Origin of the sequence: Pseudomonas sp. BIGb0381 (genome assembly GCF_024809815.1) — a bacterium.
Classification (GTDB): Bacteria; Pseudomonadota; Gammaproteobacteria; order Pseudomonadales; family Pseudomonadaceae; genus Aquipseudomonas.
This window is the reverse complement of record NZ_JANUEN010000006.1, coordinates 336,451-354,005: the sequence shown is the minus strand read 5'-3', so window position 1 is coordinate 354,005 and position 17,555 is coordinate 336,451. Positions and strand designations below refer to the sequence as shown.

The 17,555-nt window shown below is 62.7% G+C and carries 17 protein-coding genes; 7 read left to right on the top strand and 10 right to left on the bottom strand.

The window, feature by feature from the left end:
- Nucleotides 1-258: 258 nt before the first annotated feature.
- Genes dsbG through dsbD form a run of 3 tightly spaced genes read right to left on the bottom strand, consistent with a single transcriptional unit; the run spans nt 259 to nt 3,574 of the window.
- A complete protein-coding gene (dsbG, locus tag M2397_RS18805) occupies nt 259-1,020 on the bottom strand; it encodes a thiol:disulfide interchange protein DsbG (RefSeq protein WP_145336520.1) in 762 nt (253 codons plus the stop codon).
- The gene (locus M2397_RS18800; protein WP_167656444.1) at nt 996-1,847 is read right to left on the bottom strand and encodes a TlpA disulfide reductase family protein; all 852 of its coding nucleotides are present in this window, start codon (nt 1,845-1,847) and stop codon (nt 996-998) included. Before M2397_RS18800 ends, dsbG begins: the two co-directional genes overlap by 25 nt.
- Nucleotides 1,847-3,574, bottom strand: coding sequence for a protein-disulfide reductase DsbD (gene dsbD, locus M2397_RS18795; RefSeq protein ID WP_259244231.1), 1,728 nt, complete (start codon nt 3,572-3,574; stop codon nt 1,847-1,849). Before dsbD ends, M2397_RS18800 begins: the two co-directional genes overlap by 1 nt.
- A 176-nt stretch (nt 3,575-3,750) precedes the next feature.
- Here dsbD and M2397_RS18790 point away from each other — a divergent pair, with 176 nt between their 5' ends.
- The 5 genes from M2397_RS18790 to M2397_RS18770 all read left to right on the top strand — a co-directional run bounded on the left by M2397_RS18790 (nt 3,751) and on the right by M2397_RS18770 (nt 8,489).
- Nucleotides 3,751-4,431, top strand: a complete 681-nt coding sequence (locus M2397_RS18790; protein ID WP_065927228.1) for a response regulator — start codon at nt 3,751-3,753, stop codon at nt 4,429-4,431.
- Nucleotides 4,428-5,750 carry an ATP-binding protein gene (locus M2397_RS18785; RefSeq protein WP_259244230.1) on the top strand — a complete coding sequence of 441 codons (1,323 nt, stop codon included), beginning with the start codon at nt 4,428-4,430 and terminating at the stop codon, nt 5,748-5,750. The genes M2397_RS18790 and M2397_RS18785 overlap by 4 nt, the downstream gene beginning before the upstream one ends.
- A 123-nt stretch (nt 5,751-5,873) precedes the next feature.
- On the top strand, nt 5,874-6,641 hold the full coding sequence (locus M2397_RS18780) for an N-acetylmuramoyl-L-alanine amidase (RefSeq protein WP_259244229.1): 768 nt from the start codon (nt 5,874-5,876) through the stop codon (nt 6,639-6,641).
- Between the two features lie 149 nt (nt 6,642-6,790).
- Nucleotides 6,791-8,185 carry an aspartate aminotransferase family protein gene (locus M2397_RS18775; RefSeq protein ID WP_259244228.1) on the top strand — a complete coding sequence of 465 codons (1,395 nt, stop codon included), beginning with the start codon at nt 6,791-6,793 and terminating at the stop codon, nt 8,183-8,185.
- Nucleotides 8,186-8,267: 82 nt separating this feature from the next.
- Nucleotides 8,268-8,489 (top strand): MbtH family protein, encoded by a 222-nt coding sequence (locus M2397_RS18770; protein WP_017527671.1) that lies wholly within the window; start codon nt 8,268-8,270, stop codon nt 8,487-8,489.
- Between the two features lie 93 nt (nt 8,490-8,582).
- Here M2397_RS18770 and M2397_RS18765 read toward each other — a convergent pair whose 3' ends face one another.
- The 7 genes from M2397_RS18765 to minC form a co-directional block, all read right to left on the bottom strand.
- The gene (locus tag M2397_RS18765; RefSeq protein WP_145336509.1) at nt 8,583-10,748 is read right to left on the bottom strand and encodes a mechanosensitive ion channel family protein; all 2,166 of its coding nucleotides are present in this window, start codon (nt 10,746-10,748) and stop codon (nt 8,583-8,585) included.
- A gap of 52 nt (nt 10,749-10,800) precedes the next feature.
- Nucleotides 10,801-10,968: a hypothetical protein gene (locus tag M2397_RS18760; RefSeq protein ID WP_162492707.1), complete on the bottom strand. Its 168-nt coding sequence runs from the start codon at nt 10,966-10,968 to the stop codon at nt 10,801-10,803.
- Nucleotides 10,969-11,103: 135 nt separating this feature from the next.
- Nucleotides 11,104-12,393, bottom strand: coding sequence for a M18 family aminopeptidase (locus M2397_RS18755; protein ID WP_131700355.1), 1,290 nt, complete (start codon nt 12,391-12,393; stop codon nt 11,104-11,106).
- An 86-nt stretch (nt 12,394-12,479) separates the two neighbouring features.
- The gene (locus tag M2397_RS18750; protein ID WP_027603908.1) at nt 12,480-13,115 is read right to left on the bottom strand and encodes an RluA family pseudouridine synthase; all 636 of its coding nucleotides are present in this window, start codon (nt 13,113-13,115) and stop codon (nt 12,480-12,482) included.
- A gap of 96 nt (nt 13,116-13,211) precedes the next feature.
- Entirely contained in the window at nt 13,212-13,466 is a 255-nt protein-coding gene (gene minE / locus M2397_RS18745) for a cell division topological specificity factor MinE (RefSeq protein ID WP_003175252.1), read from the bottom strand.
- A gap of 3 nt (nt 13,467-13,469) precedes the next feature.
- Nucleotides 13,470-14,282: a septum site-determining protein MinD gene (gene minD, locus M2397_RS18740; RefSeq protein ID WP_092486440.1), complete on the bottom strand. Its 813-nt coding sequence runs from the start codon at nt 14,280-14,282 to the stop codon at nt 13,470-13,472.
- A gap of 201 nt (nt 14,283-14,483) precedes the next feature.
- Nucleotides 14,484-15,221 carry a septum site-determining protein MinC gene (gene minC / locus M2397_RS18735; protein ID WP_131700405.1) on the bottom strand — a complete coding sequence of 246 codons (738 nt, stop codon included), beginning with the start codon at nt 15,219-15,221 and terminating at the stop codon, nt 14,484-14,486.
- Nucleotides 15,222-15,340: 119 nt separating this feature from the next.
- Between minC and M2397_RS18730 the strand changes: the two genes are divergently transcribed.
- A complete protein-coding gene (locus M2397_RS18730; protein WP_131700356.1) occupies nt 15,341-16,276 on the top strand; it encodes a lipid A biosynthesis lauroyl acyltransferase in 936 nt (311 codons plus the stop codon).
- A 30-nt stretch (nt 16,277-16,306) separates the two neighbouring features.
- Nucleotides 16,307-17,455, top strand: a complete 1,149-nt coding sequence (locus tag M2397_RS18725; protein WP_259244227.1) for a patatin-like phospholipase family protein — start codon at nt 16,307-16,309, stop codon at nt 17,453-17,455.
- The last annotated feature ends 100 nt before the right edge of the window (nt 17,456-17,555 follow it).

Below are 17,555 nucleotides of genomic sequence, written 5' to 3'. Positions count from 1 at the left end.
GCATACCGAGCCTAGGCGAGGTACCGAGTGGTGGGGCAAGAGCCCTTTGGTTACTTTGGGGCTTTTCCAAAGTGACCCGCCGTAAGGGCGGAACCCATAGCCGCCGTTACCGCAGCAACGGATATGTACTCACCCAAACCCCAAAAAGCGGTCGGTCCGAAGGCCGCCACGGAAACAAGCTCCCTCACCACAAAGAGATTTTTCAGCCTGAAAGTTGTGTAGATACCCATGCCCCGATGGCGTCAGACCAGGCGCCGCTTACTTCGGTCCCATAATCTTCACCAACTTATCCGGCGACGGCGCTCCTTGCTGTTGCTGCAAGCCACCCTTGTCATCCAGGTAGAAAATCGCCGGCGTGGCTGACAGTTCCAGCTCATCCATCAACTTCATATTGGCATCGAGCTTGGCTTCGATATCCGCCGGGATCTTGGCCAGCGCCTGCAATTTGCTGCCCTTGCCGGCGGCTTCGTGTTCTTCCAGGGCTTTTTGCGGGTCTTTGGCGGCGAACAGGGCGGCCGACTTGGCGGCACTGTCTTCGCGGATGATGCCGACCATGATGTGGCGCAGTTGGACCTTGCCGGCTTTTACCCATGGCCGCGCCTGTTCCCAGAACATGTTGCAGTACGGGCAGTTGGGGTCGCTGAACAGGTAGACGATGCGCGGTGCCTTAACGTCGCCGTCCTGGATCCAGCTGCTTTTTTCCATCTTGGCCCAGACTTCCTTGGCCATCGGCGCGTACACCAGTTTTTCCAGGGGCGCGCTGCTCAGGTCATTGCCTTGGGCGTCGTACAGGTTGCCGGCGATTACGCTCTTGCCGTCGGCGGTCAGGTACAGGGCCATGCCGCGGTTCTGGTATTGCGCGGCGTAGCCGGTGAGGCCGCTGGGGGCGTCGAACTTGCCGAGGATTTTGGCGCCTTTGGCTTCGATCTGTTTGATCGGTGCCGGCCAGTCTTCGGCCTGGGCCAGGGTGGCCGCCAGTGTCAGCGGCAGCAGGGTCAGCAGGTGGCGGAGGCGAGGCATGTCGGTTTCCTTGTGGCGGCAGGGGCGGTATCGAAGGGTTCCATGGCGCGGGCCAGGCTGGCCTGGGACAACTCGCCCAGGTGGCTGTTGATCAGGCGTCCGTCGGCTTGGTAGAACAGCGTGGTGGGCAGGGCCATGGAGCCCACGGCCTGGCCGAGGCGGCCGCTGGCGTCGAACAATACGTTGTCCAGGTTCAGGCCCTGGGTGGCCAGGTAGGTGCTGACGCTTTGCATGCTCTCGGCCTGGTTGACGAACAGGAAGGTCACATCCGGGCGCATGCGCTGGGCACTTTCCAGCACCGGCATTTCACGGCGGCACGGCGGGCACCAGGTGGCCCACAGGTTGATCACCAGCGGACCGCCCTGGTAATCCGCCAGTTGCACGACCTCGCCATTGGCGTTGCGCAAGGTGATGTCCGGCAGGCGTGTGCCTTTTTCATACACGCTCAAGGACAGGCTGGTCATGCCCCAGAACACCAGCCCGGTGATGACCCCGGCGCTCAGCGGCTTGCGCAGCGCCGGGCGACGCCAGCCATAGAGCAGTGCACCGAGGATCAGCGCGACGACACCGGGCCAGGCGAGAAAACCGCCGTCGCGCAGGTCGACCATCTGCAGCCAGTCGTTGCTGTAGTAGCTCCAGTACATCAGCACAAAGCTGACGCGCGCCGCCAGCATGCCCAGCAGGAACAGGCTGAACAGCACCGATTCCGGATTCTCACCGCCACGCTTGGCCACGCGCCAACCCACCAGGGTGGCGAGAATCAACGCGCTGATCAGCAGGATGTGATTCAGGGCGATGGCGAAGGTGCCGATGGTCAGGGTCAGCATCAGAGGGCGTCCCGGGCTTGAGTCCAGCGTTGCAGGAAGGCGGCGGCATCCACCTCGCCGGTGATGCGCTGGGCGCGGCGTTCCTCACCGTCGGGGCCGATCCACACGAAGCTGGGCGGCCCCGGCACTTGGTAGCGGCCCAGCAGTGCGCGGCTGGCGGCATTGTCGGCGGTGACGTCGAGGCGCAGCAGGCGTACATCCTTCAGCGCGTCGAGCACTTCGGGCTTGCCGAACACCTGTTTCTCCATGATCTTGCACGACACGCACCAGTCGGCGTAGTAATCCACCAGCACCCATTGGCCCTGGGCCTTGGCGCTGTCGAGCTGGCTTTGCAGCACGGCGGGGTCATTGAGGGTCATGAAGGCTTCGTGGGCGGTGGGGGCGGCAGTGGTCCGCGAGCCGCTGTAGACCTTCAACGGTTGCCACAGGTCATCGCTGCCACCCGCGGCACCCACCAGCAGCAGGCCGCCCCACAACCCCACGACCACGGAACCGGCGCCGAACAGCATGGCAACCCGCCCGAAATCCTGGGCCAGGCGCCAGCCGCAATAGGCCACGGAGATGGCCAGCGCGCCCCACAAGCCGAGCCACAGGCTTTCGTCGATCACCGGGCGAATCATCAGCACGGCGGTGGCCAGGAACAGGAAGCCGAAGATGCCCTTGAGCACATTCATCCAGGTGCCCGGCTTGGGCAGGAAACGGTTGCCCACGGTGACCAGCAACAGCAGCGGCACGCCAATGCCGATGCCCATGGCGAACAGGATCAGGCCGCCATGCAGGGCATTGCCGCTCTGGGCGATATAGAGCAGTGCACCGGCCAGGGGGGCCGTCATGCAAGGCCCCACCAGCAGGCCGGAGAGGGCGCCGAGCACCCCGGCGCCGACCAGGCTGCCGCCGCTTTGGTTGCGGCTGACGTTATCCAGGCGGTCACGCAAGGCCACGGGCAGTTGCAGTTCAAAAAAGCCGAACATCGGCAGGGCGAGGATCACAAACAACGCGGCGAAACTGCCGAGGATCCATGGGGTTTGCAGCAGCGCGGCGAGGTTGCTGCCAAGCAACGCGGCCAATACGCCCAGTGCGGCATACACCAGCGCCATGCACACCACATAGCTGCTGGCCAGGGCAAAGCCGCGACGTGGGCTGGCGCCACTGCCCACCACCAGGCCGGCGAGAATCGGCAGCATCGGCAACGAACACGGTGCAAATGCCAACAGCAGGCCCAGGCCAAAGAACACCAGCAGGCTCCAGCCCAGGCTGCGCTGCTGCAAGCCGCTGGCCAGGCTCTGGTCCTGGGCTTGGCCGGTCGCGGCGACGGCCGGGTTGCCGCCCAGGTCCACGGTGATCGACTGCGGCGGATAGCACAGGCCCGCATCGGCGCAGCCCTGCCAGCCCAGCTTGACCTGGCCGGTGGTACCGGCGGGAATCTTCACTTCCAGGCCCTGGCGATACACTTCCTGCTCGCCAAAGAACTCATCGCTATGGGCTTCGCCCTGGGGCAGCGCGGGTTTTTCGGCCAGGCCATCGAACTTCATGCGCTGCTTGTACAGGTAATAACCGTCGGCAATCTGCCAATACAGCTGGGTTTCGCCACTTTCAAGACGTTCGGAGGTAAAGGTGAAAGCCTTGCCCACCGGGAGGAAATCGGGTTTGGTCTCAAACGGATTGCCCGGCGCGGCCTGGGCGAACCCTGCGAATAACACCAGCAGAAAGGTAAACAGATGCCGCATGGTCAAGCCTTAGTTCGATGCAAGTGAGGCACACAATGTGTGGCGTTGATTAACCGATGATTAACCGGGCGCTATTCTAAAGTGTAGGGAATATCTGAGCTTGCATCTTTTCACGGCATAATCTGCGCTTAATCCGCTGCACTTTTAATCACCCCATCTTTCATGAAGGGTTCACCATGCACGTACTGGTCTGTGAAGACGACGAACTGATCGCCAGCGGCATCGTGGCCGGCCTCGGTGCCCAGGGCTTTACAGTCGAGCGCGTGGCCACGGCGGCGGCTGCACGGGCGATGCTCAAGGCGGCGACCTTCGACATCATGGTGCTCGACCTCGGCCTGCCCGACGAAGACGGCCTCAAGCTGCTGCAACAGCTGCGCAGCCAGGGCCTGGAGATTCCGGTGCTGATCCTCACCGCGCGGGATTCGGTGACCAACCGCGTCGACGGCCTGCAAGCCGGTGCCGATGACTACCTGCTCAAACCCTTCGACCTGCGCGAACTGGCCGCACGCCTGCAAACCCTGTTGCGCCGGATGGCGGGGCGCAGCGTCAACCTGATCGAGCACGGCCGGTTGACCTACGACCCGAGCAGCCGCGAAACCCTGCTGGGCGGCCAGCCGGTGGACCTGTCCCGGCGTGAACAGGCGCTGTTGCAGGCCTTGCTGCACAACAAAGGTCGGGTGCTGTCCAGCGAGCAACTCAAGGACAGCGTCTACGGCTTCAACGATGAATTGGAAAGCAACGCCCTCAACGTGCATATCCATCACCTGCGGCGCAAATTGGGCAACGGCATCGTCGAGACCGTGCGCGGCCTGGGTTATCGCCTCGGCCCGGCAGATGATGGAGAGAATGCTTCGTGAAAAGCCTGCGCCTGCGCCTGACGTTCAAGCTCGGCGCCGCGTTTGTGCTGATCTGGGCCCTGGCGGCGGCCTGGATGCTCAACGACCTGCGCAACCAGATGATGTTCTCCCTCGACCAGCGTTTGGTGGCATCGGCGCGCATGGTGGCGGGCCTGACCGAGCAGATGCCGGGCCTGGCCAGTGTGAGCGGCGGCGCGCATTTCAGTGCCGAGCAACTCAATGTACCGGGGGGTATGGCGTGCCAGGTCAGCTCCTTGCGCGGGGAAATCCTCGCCCGCAGCCATACCACGCCGGATGAGGGCCTGGAGTCGCGCAAGAGCGGCTTTCGTGACCAGGTCATCGACGGTGTGGGCTGGCGCAGTTTTACCCTGTCCCGTGGCGACCTGTTGATCACCACCGCCGACCGTCAGGTGGAGCGCGAGGCCCTGAACCTGTCGATCCTGCTCGCCGCCTCGGTGCCGGTGGGCGTGGCAATGCTTGGTTGCCTGTGCCTGTTGTGGCTGGGCATCGGCCAGAGCCTGCTGCCGCTCAACCGCATGCGTGACGCGCTGATGCGCCGCAGTGCCGACTCCCTCGAACCGTTACAGATCCACCCGCTGCCCAGTGAACTCAAGCCGCTGCTCGACACCCAGAACCAACTGTTGCAGCGCATCGCCAAGACTATCGAACGCGAACGCCGCCTCACCGGTGACGCTGCCCACGAGTTGCGCAGCCCGCTGACGGCGATCAAGACCCACCTGCAAGTGGCGCGTATGACCGAAGGCGCGGCCCGCGACCAGTCCCTGGCCCATGCCGAGGAGGGCGCCGACCGCTTGCATCGGACCCTGGAGCAATTGCTGCTGCTGGCGCGGGTGGAAGGCAGCCTGTCGTTCGACGATGGCTTGCAGTCCAGCGCCGAGGAAGTGGCGCGGCTGGCGATCCAGGACGCGAATGCCGGCGACAATGCGCGTATCGACCTGAACCTGGCGGACAACCTCAGCGAAACCCCGGTGGACATGCCGGTGGGCCTGGCGATCGCGGCCCTGCGCAACCTGCTGGACAACGCCCTGCGCCACACACCCGCAGACACCCGGGTGGAACTCAGTGTGTTCACCGCCGCTGATCAAGTGATCTTTCGCGTGCGCGACCACGGCAAGCAGATTTCCCCCGAAGACCTGCAATACCTCACCCAACGTTTCTGGCGCAATGGCAACAGCGAGGGCTGTGGCCTGGGCCTGGCGATCGTGCAGGCGATCGTGCAGCGCTGCTCCTGCTCGTTGACGTTCGACAGCCAGGTGGATGGCCTGCGCGTCGAGCTGGGTATGCCGTTGCGACACTGACCGCGTTTTTTCATGTGCCAAATAGTTACCGCCCGCTTGACGTTCAACTCTTCAGGATGGCGGTAATTTTTTTGCGCTTGAACGGGCCGAAAGACTCGGCCTGTATTGAAAAGGACGGTTCTTATGTTGGTCATCGATACCAGTTTCCCAGCCAGGGATTTCAACGAACGTCACGGCGAACCCGTGCGGCAGGTGATCCTGCATTACACCGCGGCGCCTTTCGCCTCCTCTTTGCGCACCCTGACCCGGAACGGGGTCAGCGCGCATTACCTGCTGCCTGATCCCGATGAGTCCGGCTACCGTGCCGCCGGGTATGACGAGTTGCGCGTGTTTCGCCTGGTGCACGAAAACCAGCGCGCCTGGCATGCCGGAGCGAGTTATTGGGCCGGGCGCGATAACCTCAACAGTCGGGCGATCGGCATCGAAATCGTCAACCTGGCCCGGGATGACGGGGGCGTATTCACCTTTCCAGCGTACGGTCAGGAGCAGGTGGCGGTGTTGATTGCGTTGCTTCGCGACATCCTTGGGCGTTACCCGCAGATCGGCCCGGCCGATATTCTCGGGCATTCCGACGTGGCGTACTGGCGCAAGAGCGATCCGGGGCCGCGCCTGCCGTGGCGCGGTTTGTTCGAGGCGGGAGTGGGAGCGTGGTTCGATGAGTCGACGCGGGCCATGTACCAGCGCCGGTTCTGTGTCGGGTTGCCGCCTGAAGTGGAGGTGGAACGGGCATTTCAGCGCTATGGCTATAAGCCGGCGCAGAATCGCCAGGCGTTCGAGCAGCGTACCCGGGCGTTTCAGATGCACTTTCGGGCGCGGGATTATTCTGGCGTGCTGGATGCAGAGACCTGCGCGATCCTGTATGCCTTGAATGAAAAATACCGCGGACTTTGATCTCATCCATCAGTCAACAATCACTGCCCCCTAAATCCTCTTATCGCTGGTGCGTTTCCAGAACAGGAAATCCGTGCGCATGCCCTTGGGCCAGACGCCAACGGATCGGCAGTTTGGTCACCATTATCCGCGTATTGAGGGATCGAGAGATGTCAGTCGCTACCAGCCGTATCGAAGATACCCAGGTGCATGAAACGCTTTATCAGTTCGACGAAAGCCCGCTGCTGGCTCGCCAGCGCCAGCAGGAATCCAACGCCCGCAGTTACCCGCGGCGCATCCCCCTGGCGCTCAAGCGCGCCAAGGGGATCTACGTGGAAGATGTGGAAGGCCGCAGTTTCATCGACTGCCTGGCCGGCGCCGGCACCTTGGCGTTGGGACACAACCACCCGGTCGTGATCCAAGCGATCCAACAAGTGCTGAGCGATGAATTGCCGTTGCACACCCTGGACCTGACCACGCCGGTCAAGGACCAGTTCGTGCAGGACTTGTTCGGCCTGCTGCCGGCGGAGCTGGCGCGTGAAGCCAGGATCCAGTTCTGCGGCCCCACCGGTACCGACGCGGTGGAAGCGGCATTGAAACTGGTGCGCACCGCCACGGGCCGCAGCACGGTGCTGTCGTTCCAGGGCGGTTATCACGGCATGAGCCAGGGCGCGTTGAGCCTGATGGGCAGCCTGGGGCCGAAAAAACCCTTGGGCGCCTTGCTCGGCAATGGCGTGCAGTTTTTGCCATTTCCTTACGACTACCGGTGCCCGTTCGGTCTGGGCGGCGCAGAAGGTGTGAGGGTCAACCTGCATTACCTGGAAAACCTGCTCAACGACCCGGAAGCCGGGGTGTTGCTGCCGGCGGCGGTGATTGTCGAAGTGGTGCAGGGCGAGGGCGGGGTGATCCCCGCCGATCTCGACTGGCTGCGCGGCCTGCGACGCATCACCGAGCGGGCGGGTGTGGCCTTGATCGTCGATGAGATCCAGAGCGGTTTCGGCCGTACCGGCAAGATGTTTGCCTTCGAGCACGCCGGCATCATTCCGGATGTGGTGGTGATGTCCAAGGCCATCGGCGGCAGCCTGCCGTTGGCGGTGGTGGTGTATCGCGACTGGCTCGACACCTGGCTGCCGGGCGCCCATGCCGGGACGTTCCGTGGCAATCAGATGGCGATGGCGGCCGGTTCGGCGGTGATGCGCTACCTCAAGGAGCACAACCTGGCCGGTCATGCGACAGCCATGGGCGAGCGCCTGGGCGAACACCTGCGCATCCTGCAGCGTGACTACCCGCACCTGGGGGATATTCGCGGGCGCGGGCTGATGCTCGGCGTGGAACTGGTGGACCCGGACGGCGCCCTGGATATTCAGGGCCACCCGCCGGTGCATCGCCAGCTGGCGCCGCTGGTACAGCGCGAATGCCTCAAGCGCGGCTTGATCCTCGAGCTGGGAGGGCGGCATGGCAGCGTGGTGCGCTTCCTGCCGCCGCTGGTGATCACCGCCGCAGAAATCGACCGCGTGGCCGAGATCTTCGGGCGCGCGCTGGCGGCAGCCGTCGCCGGCCTCTAATTTTTTCGCGTGTTGGTACGTTTCTACAGATATCAGCGCTGCGCGTGGTGCGCAGCCCGCCTTTGAACGATGGAGAACAGCAATGACCTCAGTATTCGACCGCGACGACATCCTGTTTCAGGTAGTGGTCAACCATGAAGAACAGTATTCCATTTGGCCCGACTACAAGGCCGTGCCGGAAGGCTGGCGCACCGTGGGCAAGAGCGGCTTGAAGAAAGAGTGCCTGGCCTACATCGAAGAAACCTGGACCGATATGCGCCCGTTGAGCCTGCGCCAGAAGATGGACGGCGCTGCACTGGCGTGACGCAAAACCTGCAGTAGGCCGGCCTGTTGTGGTGGGCGGGCCTGTTGTGGCAAGCCCGCTCGCCACAACAAGCTCATCACATTCGTCATGACCTTACGCGTTCTTGCCCTTCTCCAATCCCCCCGCAGCCCCCGTCACCACCTGCACACTCAAGCGCGGCGTGGCCAGGTCCAGCCCGGCTTCATCCAGATGCCGTTTCAGTGACAAGTTGAACGCCCGCGACACTTCCCACTGCTTGATCGGCGCCGTCTTGAACCGCGCGCGCAGGATCGCGCTGCCGGATTCGAAGCTTTCCACGCCCTGGATCTCCAGCGGCGACCAGATATTGCGGCGTTGCAGCGGGTCGTTGCGCATCTTCTGACCGACATCGCGCATCAGCTTGATCGCGTCGTCGATTTCCATGTTGTAGGGGATTGCCACCCGGAAGATCGCGTAGCCGAACTCCCGCGAGTAGTTCTTGATGCTCTTGATCTCGCTGAACGGGATGGTGTGCACGATGCCGTCAATGTCGCGCAGGCGCACGGTGCGGATGGTCAGGCCTTCGACGGTGCCGAGGTGGCCGCCGACGTCCACGTAGTCATCAATCGCCAGGGAGTCTTCGATGATGATGAACAGGCCGGTGATCAAGTCGGCCACCAGCGACTGTGCGCCAAAACCGATAGCCAGGCCGATCACACCGGCACCGGCCAGCAGTGGCGTGACGTTCATGCCCATGTTCGCCAGGGCGACGATGGCGGCGATGATAAAGATGGTGACGAACAGCACGTTGCGGATCAACGGCATCATCGTCTGCGCACGTGCATTGGCCAGGCCTTTGCGCGAGCGGGTCAGGGCGTGATGGATCGCGGTGTCGCTGAGGATCCAGATCAGCCAGGCAAATAGCAGCGTGCCGCCCAGGCCAAACAGCTTGACGCTGATTTCATGGCCATCGCCTTCGGTAAAGCGAATCAGCGATAGGCCCCACACCCGCAGCCCCAGTTCGATAAACACCAGCCACACCACCAGGTGGGCGAGGGTGTAGACGAAGCTTTTCAGGCGCTCGGAGTACAGCGCATGGCGCTTGTGCCCACGTTGCGGCTTGAGCGCATGGCGACGCACCAGGCCGTTGATCACCATGCACAACACCAGCAACACGGTGCACAACAGCGACTGGCGCAGGGCGGTGCTGGTGTCGCCGGCGGAGACGAAGGTGGCGAACAGCGAGATACCCACCAACAGCAGGGCCGGGATGTACCAGAAGGTGCCGATGATCTCGATCGTGTCGCTGAGGGCGCGGCGGGTCAGGCGGCGCGACAGTGGCTGGTTGCGGATCAGGTGGGCGATCGGCCGCCGGAAACGCAGGATAAACACGCCGGTGGACAGTGCGGCCATCACATTGGCGACCGTGGCCGCCGTGTGGGCCAGGTGCTGGCCGAGCGCGGTTACCAAGCGTGGATCACTCAAGGCTTCACCAAAGGCGGCAAAGCTGCCGATCCACCACAGCGGGCGGAACGCCTGACGGCGCAGGATATACAGGGCGCGATGGCGGTGCGGGCCGTCAAGCACGGAGAAGGCAATCACACAGATTGCCGAGAAACAGGTACCGACCACCAAGGCGTAAGCCAGCACCATTGCCAGGGATTTGCCCAGGGACGAGGGCAGGGCGTAGCTCAGGTAGACCGTGATCACCAGCGCGATCAGCCAGGGCCCCAGCTTACGCAGGGCGAAGCGCAGCATGTCCCAGGTGCGCGGATGCTGCGGCAACTCCTCGGGCAGGCCGAAGCGCTCGCGTACCCGGTGGCTCAGCCAGATCAACATGGCGGCCAGCAGGCTCCACACGGCGAGGATCATGGCAAAGCCGAAAATGATCGGCAGCCATTCGCTGGCCGGCAGCATCAACGCGCTGAGTTCATCCTTGGCCAGGTCGATTTCATTCGACCAGCGCCCCAGCGGGCTGTCGGCGCCGGAGAACTGCTGCTCCAGGCCCGACAGCGTGCTGCCGATCAGCCCGAGAACGCCTTGTTCGGCGGCGGGCTGGGCTTTCTGGGTGGCGGCCCGCAGCTTCTTCAAGTCGCTCAGCAACTGGGTGCGCTGCTGGTCGTTTTCCAGGGTCTTGATCACCTCGTCCAGCGACTGCCCCAGCGGCACTTCGGCGTGGGGTTGGGTCTTGTTGGTGCTGAGCAGCCCGGGCAAGCCCACCGCTTGGGCGGGCGAGAGCGGCAGCAGCGTGAGCAGGGCGATCAGGAAACAGCAGGGCAGGGCAAACAGACGGGAAAGCACGAGGCGGTCAACCTTGAAAACGACGGGTTGAGCGAGTGTACGAGTGCAATCGTCATTCGGCCAGTTTGGCGAGGATCTTGTACACCACGGTGCCCAGGATCAGCAGCATACCGATCCACATGCCGAATACGCCCAGGGGCTTGTCGCGGAAGTTGAAGCCGACGGCGAGCATGATCATGCCGATCAGAATAGGGATAAGCATGGCGTGGAAAGAAGACATGGAGATCATGGGACGACGGCCTTGTCGGAGTGGGAATACTGACAAGTCTAGGTCGGATTGCAGAAGGTGGCGTTGATATGTGTCAGGTTGGATTTCCTGTAGGCGCTGGCAAGCCAGCGCCTACAGGAGGTTTGATCAGGGCAGGTCGTGGCTGGCGTAGAACGCGCCCAACACCTTCACCAAATGCGCCAGGTCATGGCTGCCGCACAGTTCACGAATGGAGTGCATGGCAAACGTCGGCAAACCGATGTCCACCGTACGTACACCCAGGTGGCTGGCAGTGATCGGGCCGATGGTCGAGCCGCAGCCCATGTCGCTGCGCACCACAAAGCTCTGCACCGGCACTTCTTCGGCCATGCACAGGTGGCGGAAGAACCCGGCGGTTTCGCTGTTGGTGGCGTAGCGCTGGTTGCTGTTGACCTTGATCACCGGGCCGGCATTGAGCTTGGGGCCGTGGTTGGCGTCGTGCTTGTCGGCGTAGTTCGGGTGTACGCCGTGGGCATTGTCGGCCGACACCAGCAGGGATTTCTGGATGGTGCGTACGAATTCATCACCTTCGGGCAACAGGCGACGCAGGGTCTGTTCCAGCATCGGGCCATCGGCACCGCAGGCCGAGCAGGAACCGACTTCCTCGTGGTCGTTGCACACCAGCACGCAGGTTTCGTCGCTCTCGCTGGTGAGCAGGGCTTGCAGACCGGCGTAGCACGACAGCAGGTTGTCGAGGCGTGCGCCGGCGATGAAGTCGCCATTGAGGCCGATCACGGCGGCGCCCTGGGTGTCGTAGAAGCTCAACTCGTAGTCGAGCACCACATCGGCGTTGAGCCCATGCTCCCGTGCAAGCTGCTCGGTGAGCACGGCACGGAAGTCCACGCGCTCATCACCGGCAAATTGCGCGAGGATCGGCGGCAACTCGGTCTGGGCATTGATCGCCCAGCCCTGGTTGGCTTCACGGTTCAGGTGAATGGCCAGGTTGGGGATGATGGCGATGGGCAGCTTGAAGTCGATCAGCTGGCTTTCGACCTTGCCGTCACGGCGGAAGGTGACGCGGCCGGCCAGGGACAGGTCGCGGTCGAACCACGGCGCCAGCAGCGCGCCGCCGTAGACTTCCACGCCCAGTTGCCAGAAACCCTGGCGCTGCAGCTCAGGCTGGGGCTTGACCCGCAGGCACGGGCTGTCGGTATGGGCGCCGACCAGGCGAATCCCGCCTTGCAGCGGCGAGTGGCGGCCGAGCTTGAAGGCGATGATCGAGGAGTCGTTGCGGGTCACGTAGTAGCGACCGTTGGCTTCGGTGGCCCAGGTCTCGCGCTCGTCGAGGCGCTGGAAACCGGCCGCTTCCAGGCGCTGGGCCAGGGCGGCTGTGGCATGAAAAGGAGTAGGGGAGGCCTTGAGGAAATCGATCAGGCCTTGATTCAACGCTTCGCGCATAAATAGCTCCAGACAGCAATGCGCGGAGTTTACCGTTCGAGGGCGAGAAGTGCACCGCCCCTCCCACATTTACTGTATTTACAGCTTTAGAACGGTGCAGGGCACTCAAAGCGCAAGCGCTCGCCGCTTTGCGGGTGAGTGAAGCTCAGCATGCTCGCATGCAGGCACAGGCGCGGCCACGCAGCCAGGGCCTGTTCGTGGGCATACAAACCATCACCCAGCAACGGATGGCCGATGGATAGCATGTGCACACGCAACTGGTGCGAGCGCCCGGTGATCGGCGTCAGCTCGACGCGGCACCAGTCGCCACAGCGTTCCAGCACTTTCCAGAAGGTCAGCGCGTGCTTGCCGAACTCGTGGTCCACCACATGACGCGGTTTGGTCGGCGGGTCATAGCGCAAGGGCAGGTCGATGCTGCCGCTGTCCAGTTCCGGCTGGCCCCAGGCCAAAGCGGTGTAGGCCTTTTCGGTTTCGCGGTCGTGAAACTGGCGGGACAGTTCGCGATGGGTATCGGCGTCCCGGGCCAGCAGGATGATCCCCGAGGTTTCCCAGTCCAGGCGATGGACGATGCGGGCTTCGGGGTAGCCGTTTTCCTGCAGGCGGGTGATCAGGCAGTCCTTGTTGTCATCGGCGCGGCCAGGCACCGAGAGCAGCAGGGTCGGTTTGTTCACCACCAGGACAGCGTCGTCCTGATGCAGGATATGAATAGTGGACAGCGGCATTAAACAGCCTCGTAACAAACGCCAACGGCGGCTCAACCACCCGGTTCCCGCAAAGGGATCAAGGTGACCGAGCCGCCGTGGCGGCCGCCTGTTCGATCAACGATCAGGCAGGGTGATATTGAGTTCCAGAATCGAGCAGCTGCCGTCGTTTTCAAGGGCGACATGCACGTCATCGTTGCCGATATTGACGTACTTGCGGATCACCTCGACCAGTTCCTTCTGCAAGGCTGGCAGGTAATCCGGGGTGCTGCGTTGGCCGCGTTCGTGCGCCACGATGATCTGTAGACGCTCTTTCGCGACCGACGCGGTGCTTGGCTTTTTGTTGGCGCGAAAGAAGTCGAGAAATTTCATTGTTTAGTTGCCTCCAAAGATACGCTCGAAGAATCCCTTCTTCTTTACATCGAGGAAGCGATGTTCCACGGACTTGCCCAGCAAACGATCGACAGCATCGCTGTACGCCTGGCCGGCGTCGCTCTGGTCGTCGAGAATCACCGGCACGCCCTGGTTGGAAGCCTTCAGGACTGCCTGGGATTCCGGGATCACACCCAGCAGGGTCACGGCGAGGATGTCCTTGACGTCTTCAACACCGAGCATTTCGCCATTGCTGACGCGCTCAGGGTTGTAGCGGGTGAGCAACAGGTGCTCCTTGATCGGGTCTTCACCTTTCTCGGCGCGCTGGGACTTGCTGGCCAACAGGCCGAGCATGCGGTCCGAGTCACGTACCGAAGACACTTCCGGGTTGGTCACGACGATGGCTTCATCGGCGAAGTACATCGCCAGGTGAGCACCGGTTTCGATACCGGCCGGCGAGTCGCACACTACGTACTCGAAGGTTTCCTTCAGTTCGGCGAGAACTTTGCCTACGCCTTCCTTGGTCAGCGCATCTTTGTCGCGGGTCTGGCTGGCGGCCAGTACATACAGGTTTTCAAGGCGCTTGTCCTTGATCAGGGCCTGTTGCAGGTTGGCTTCACCGTTCACCACGTTGACGAAGTCGTACACCACGCGGCGTTCGCAGCCCATGATCAGGTCGAGGTTACGCAAACCGACGTCGAAGTCGACGATGACTGTTTTGTGGCCGCGCAGTGCGAGGCCGGTACCGATAGCGGCGCTGGTGGTGGTCTTACCCACACCACCCTTGCCGGATGTAACCACGAGAATCTTGGCCAAGGTGTTTCACCCCTAAGGAAAAAGGACCTTTCAGTCCCTGAAAAACATCTCTTGGAACTCGCTGCAGGCGGACAGCCCTTGTAGGAAAAAGATGTGGTTTCCGTAGGGGAAACGCCAGCTTTCAATCATTCCTACACAAGTATTGCCAGTTTCGCTGTGCTATCAGAGTCTAGAGATGCTTGGAAAATGCGGCAGTATCCGTTAAAGACGGATGATGTTCAACACATCGCCCGACAGGCTGACTTGCACTGCGGCGCCCCACAGCGGATCACGGCGCAAATCTTCTGAAACCTTGTACTGGCCCGCGATGGACACCAGCTCGGCGGTCAATTGCTGGCAAAAAATGCGGGCCTTGGTATCACCCTTGATGCCGGCGAGGGCTCGGCCGCGCATCGGGCCGTATACATGGATATTGCCATCGGCGAGAAGTTCCGCGCCGGGACTGACCGAGGCGATCACCACCAGGTCGCCGCCCTGGGCGTAAATCTGCTGCCCACCGCGTACGGGCGCAGTGATTATCTTTGTAGGCTTGATCGTCGGTTCCGGTGGTTTTTCCGGTTTTTTCGTCACCTCTCCGACCAAAGGTTCAAGCGGACGCTCACGGGCGCCGGAGGGCGGCAGTACTGGCAGTTCAATTGCGATGGCTGCGGCAATGTCTTCGATACGGCTGGCGCGAATCGCCAGGGTCCGCAGGCCATGGGAGCGGCACACGCGCATCAGGCCGGGCAGATCGATAGCGCCTTGGCCGGCCGGCAGTTTGTCCAGGGCCAGTACCAGCGGGGCGTTGTTGAAGAAATTCGGCGCCAGGGCAACCTTGGCGGCGAGTTGGCGGTCCAGGGCGTCAAGGTCGTTGCGGGCCAGTTCCAGCACGGTGATGGCGAGCATGCTGCCTTTCAGCTGGAACACGGGATCTTGGTCTAGCGGTTCGGTTTGGCTCATGGTCGGCAAAAAGCGGCTTGTCACGAAAAGTGTCGAGACTTATAACGAGAACACTCACTGGCCGCAAGCCGAGTCGAACCGTTGTAGAATGCGCGGCCCTGTCTTTCCCGGAATCTGTAATGGATCGCCCGCGTTTTCGAGCTGCATTTTTTCACCCGCGTTTTTGGCTGTTATGGCTGGGACTCGGCCTGCTGTGGCTGGTTACCCAACTGCCATACCGCGTGCTGCTGACCATTGGTCGCCTGCTGGGTGCGGGCATGTACCGTGTGGCCGGCGAACGCCGCCGCATCGCCGCGCGAAACCTGGAACTGTGTTTCCCGGAAAAATCCGCCAAAGAGCGCAAGCGCCTGCTCAAGGAGAACTTTGCCTCCACCGGCATCGCCTTCTTTGAAATGGCCATGAGCTGGTGGTGGTCGCGCCAGCGCCTGGCGCGCCTGGCCCACGTCGAAGGCCTCGAACACCTCAAGCAGGCCCAACTGGACGGTAAGGGCGTGATCCTCATGGCCCTGCACTTCACCACCCTGGAAATCGGCGCCGCCTTGCTGGGGCAGAAGCACACCATCGATGGCATGTACCGCGAGCACGGTAACCCGCTGTTCGACTATATCCAGCGCCGTGGCCGTGAGCGGCATAACTTCGATTCCCTGGCGGTCGAGCGCGAAGACGTGCGCGGCATGCTCAAGCTGCTGCGTGCCGGTCGCGCCATCTGGTATGCACCGGACCAGGACTACGGCGCCAAGCAAAGTATCTTTGTGCCGCTGTTCGGCATCCAGGCCGCTACCGTGCCTGCTACCAGCAAGTTCGCCAAACTGGGCAAGGCGCTGGTGGTGCCGTTCACCCAGGAGCGCCTGGCGGACGGCAGCGGTTACCGCCTGGTGATCCACCCACCGTTGACCGACTTCCCGGGGGAAAGTGATGAGGTGGACTGCCTGCGCATCAACCAATGGGTCGAAGCCTCGGTGCGCGAGTGCCCCGAGCAATACCTGTGGACCCACCGCCGCTTCAAGAGCCGTCCACCGGGCGAGCCCAAGCTGTACGAAAAACGCCGTCGCTGATAGCGACTTTTTCCCATACGGAGTGACGCAATGCGCCCAGCTGAACCGGTTACAGGCTTGATTCTCTCCGGCGGCGGGGCGCGAGCGGCGTATCAGGTGGGGGTGTTGGCGGCGATTGCCGAGCTGTTGCCGCCGGGAGCAGCCAATCCCTTTCCGGTGATCGTCGGCACCTCGGCCGGCGCGATCAATGCGGTGACCCTGGCCAGCGGCGCCATGGACTTCACCGCCGCTATCGGGCGCCTTACGGCCTTCTGGCAGGGCTTTCGCAGCCACCTGGTGCTGCGCAGTGACTGGCCTGGGGTGATCCGCCAGGCGAGTCGCTTCCTCATCCACAGCCTGCTGGGCATCGGCGCCCAGGTACCGGTGGCGTTGCTCAACAGCTCACCGTTGCGCGACCTGCTGCACGAGCGGTTGAACCTGGATGGCATCGACGAGGCTATCCGCCACAAGCATTTGCACGCCGTGGCGGTGACGGCCTTCGGCTATGAGTCCGGGCAGGCGGTGACCTTCTATCAGGGTGGCGGCACCATCGATGCCTGGCTGCGCCATCGACGTATCGGCGTGCCGACGCAACTGACGGTTGATCACCTGCTGGCCAGTTCGGCGATCCCCTTGCTGTTTGCCCCGGTGAAACTCGACCAGGAATATTTCGGCGACGGCGCGGTGCGCCAATCCGCCCCCATCAGTCCGGCGCTGCACCTGGGGGCGACCCGTGTGCTGGTGGTGGGCGTCAGCGGCAACCCACGGGGCAATGAGCCGGCGGTGCAACGTACCTACACCGGCCAGGAGCCGACCCTGGCACAAATCGGTGGGCATATGCTCAACAGCACGTTCATCGACAGCCTGGAAAGCGATATCGAACTGCTGGAGCGTCTGAACCAGTTCAGTCATCACCAGCCCTCCGACAGCGCGGCCCGTGGCCTGGCACCGGTGGAAGTGCTGGTGATTGCGCCAAGCCAGCCGATCGATGAAATCGCGGCAAGGCATCGGCAGGAATTGCCGGCGGCGTTGCGGTTGTTCTTGCGTGGGCCGGGGGCGACCAAGACGAGCGGGGCGGGGGTGCTGAGTTACTTGCTGTTCGAGGCGGGGTATTGCAGCGAATTGATCGAGTTGGGCAGGAAAGATGCGCTGGCCAAGCGCGAAGAGATCATGCGGTTTCTGCGCCTGCCGCCTATCTGAATGTGGGAGGGGCTTGCTCCCGATAGCAGTGTGTCAGTTAACAAATATAGTGACTGACACTTCGCTATCGGGAGCAAGCCCCCTCCCACGTTTGTCTTGC

Coding starts and splice junctions, on each gene's coding strand:
- minC (WP_131700405.1), bottom strand. CDS start 15,221: ATGAGCCAAACCGAACCGCTAGACCAAGATCCCGTGTTCCAGCTGAAA.
- M2397_RS18780 (WP_259244229.1), top strand. CDS start 5,874: ATGTTGGTCATCGATACCAGTTTCCCAGCCAGGGATTTCAACGAACGT.
- M2397_RS18750 (WP_027603908.1), bottom strand. CDS start 13,115: ATGCCGCTGTCCACTATTCATATCCTGCATCAGGACGACGCTGTCCTG.
- M2397_RS18800 (WP_167656444.1), bottom strand. CDS start 1,847: ATGCTGACCCTGACCATCGGCACCTTCGCCATCGCCCTGAATCACATC.
- M2397_RS18770 (WP_017527671.1), top strand. CDS start 8,268: ATGACCTCAGTATTCGACCGCGACGACATCCTGTTTCAGGTAGTGGTC.
- minE (WP_003175252.1), bottom strand. CDS start 13,466: ATGAAATTTCTCGACTTCTTTCGCGCCAACAAAAAGCCAAGCACCGCG.
- dsbG (WP_145336520.1), bottom strand. CDS start 1,020: ATGCCTCGCCTCCGCCACCTGCTGACCCTGCTGCCGCTGACACTGGCG.
- dsbD (WP_259244231.1), bottom strand. CDS start 3,574: ATGCGGCATCTGTTTACCTTTCTGCTGGTGTTATTCGCAGGGTTCGCC.
- M2397_RS18775 (WP_259244228.1), top strand. CDS start 6,791: ATGTCAGTCGCTACCAGCCGTATCGAAGATACCCAGGTGCATGAAACG.
- M2397_RS18790 (WP_065927228.1), top strand. CDS start 3,751: ATGCACGTACTGGTCTGTGAAGACGACGAACTGATCGCCAGCGGCATC.
- M2397_RS18725 (WP_259244227.1), top strand. CDS start 16,307: ATGCGCCCAGCTGAACCGGTTACAGGCTTGATTCTCTCCGGCGGCGGG.
- M2397_RS18760 (WP_162492707.1), bottom strand. CDS start 10,968: ATGTCTTCTTTCCACGCCATGCTTATCCCTATTCTGATCGGCATGATC.
- M2397_RS18730 (WP_131700356.1), top strand. CDS start 15,341: ATGGATCGCCCGCGTTTTCGAGCTGCATTTTTTCACCCGCGTTTTTGG.
- M2397_RS18755 (WP_131700355.1), bottom strand. CDS start 12,393: ATGCGCGAAGCGTTGAATCAAGGCCTGATCGATTTCCTCAAGGCCTCC.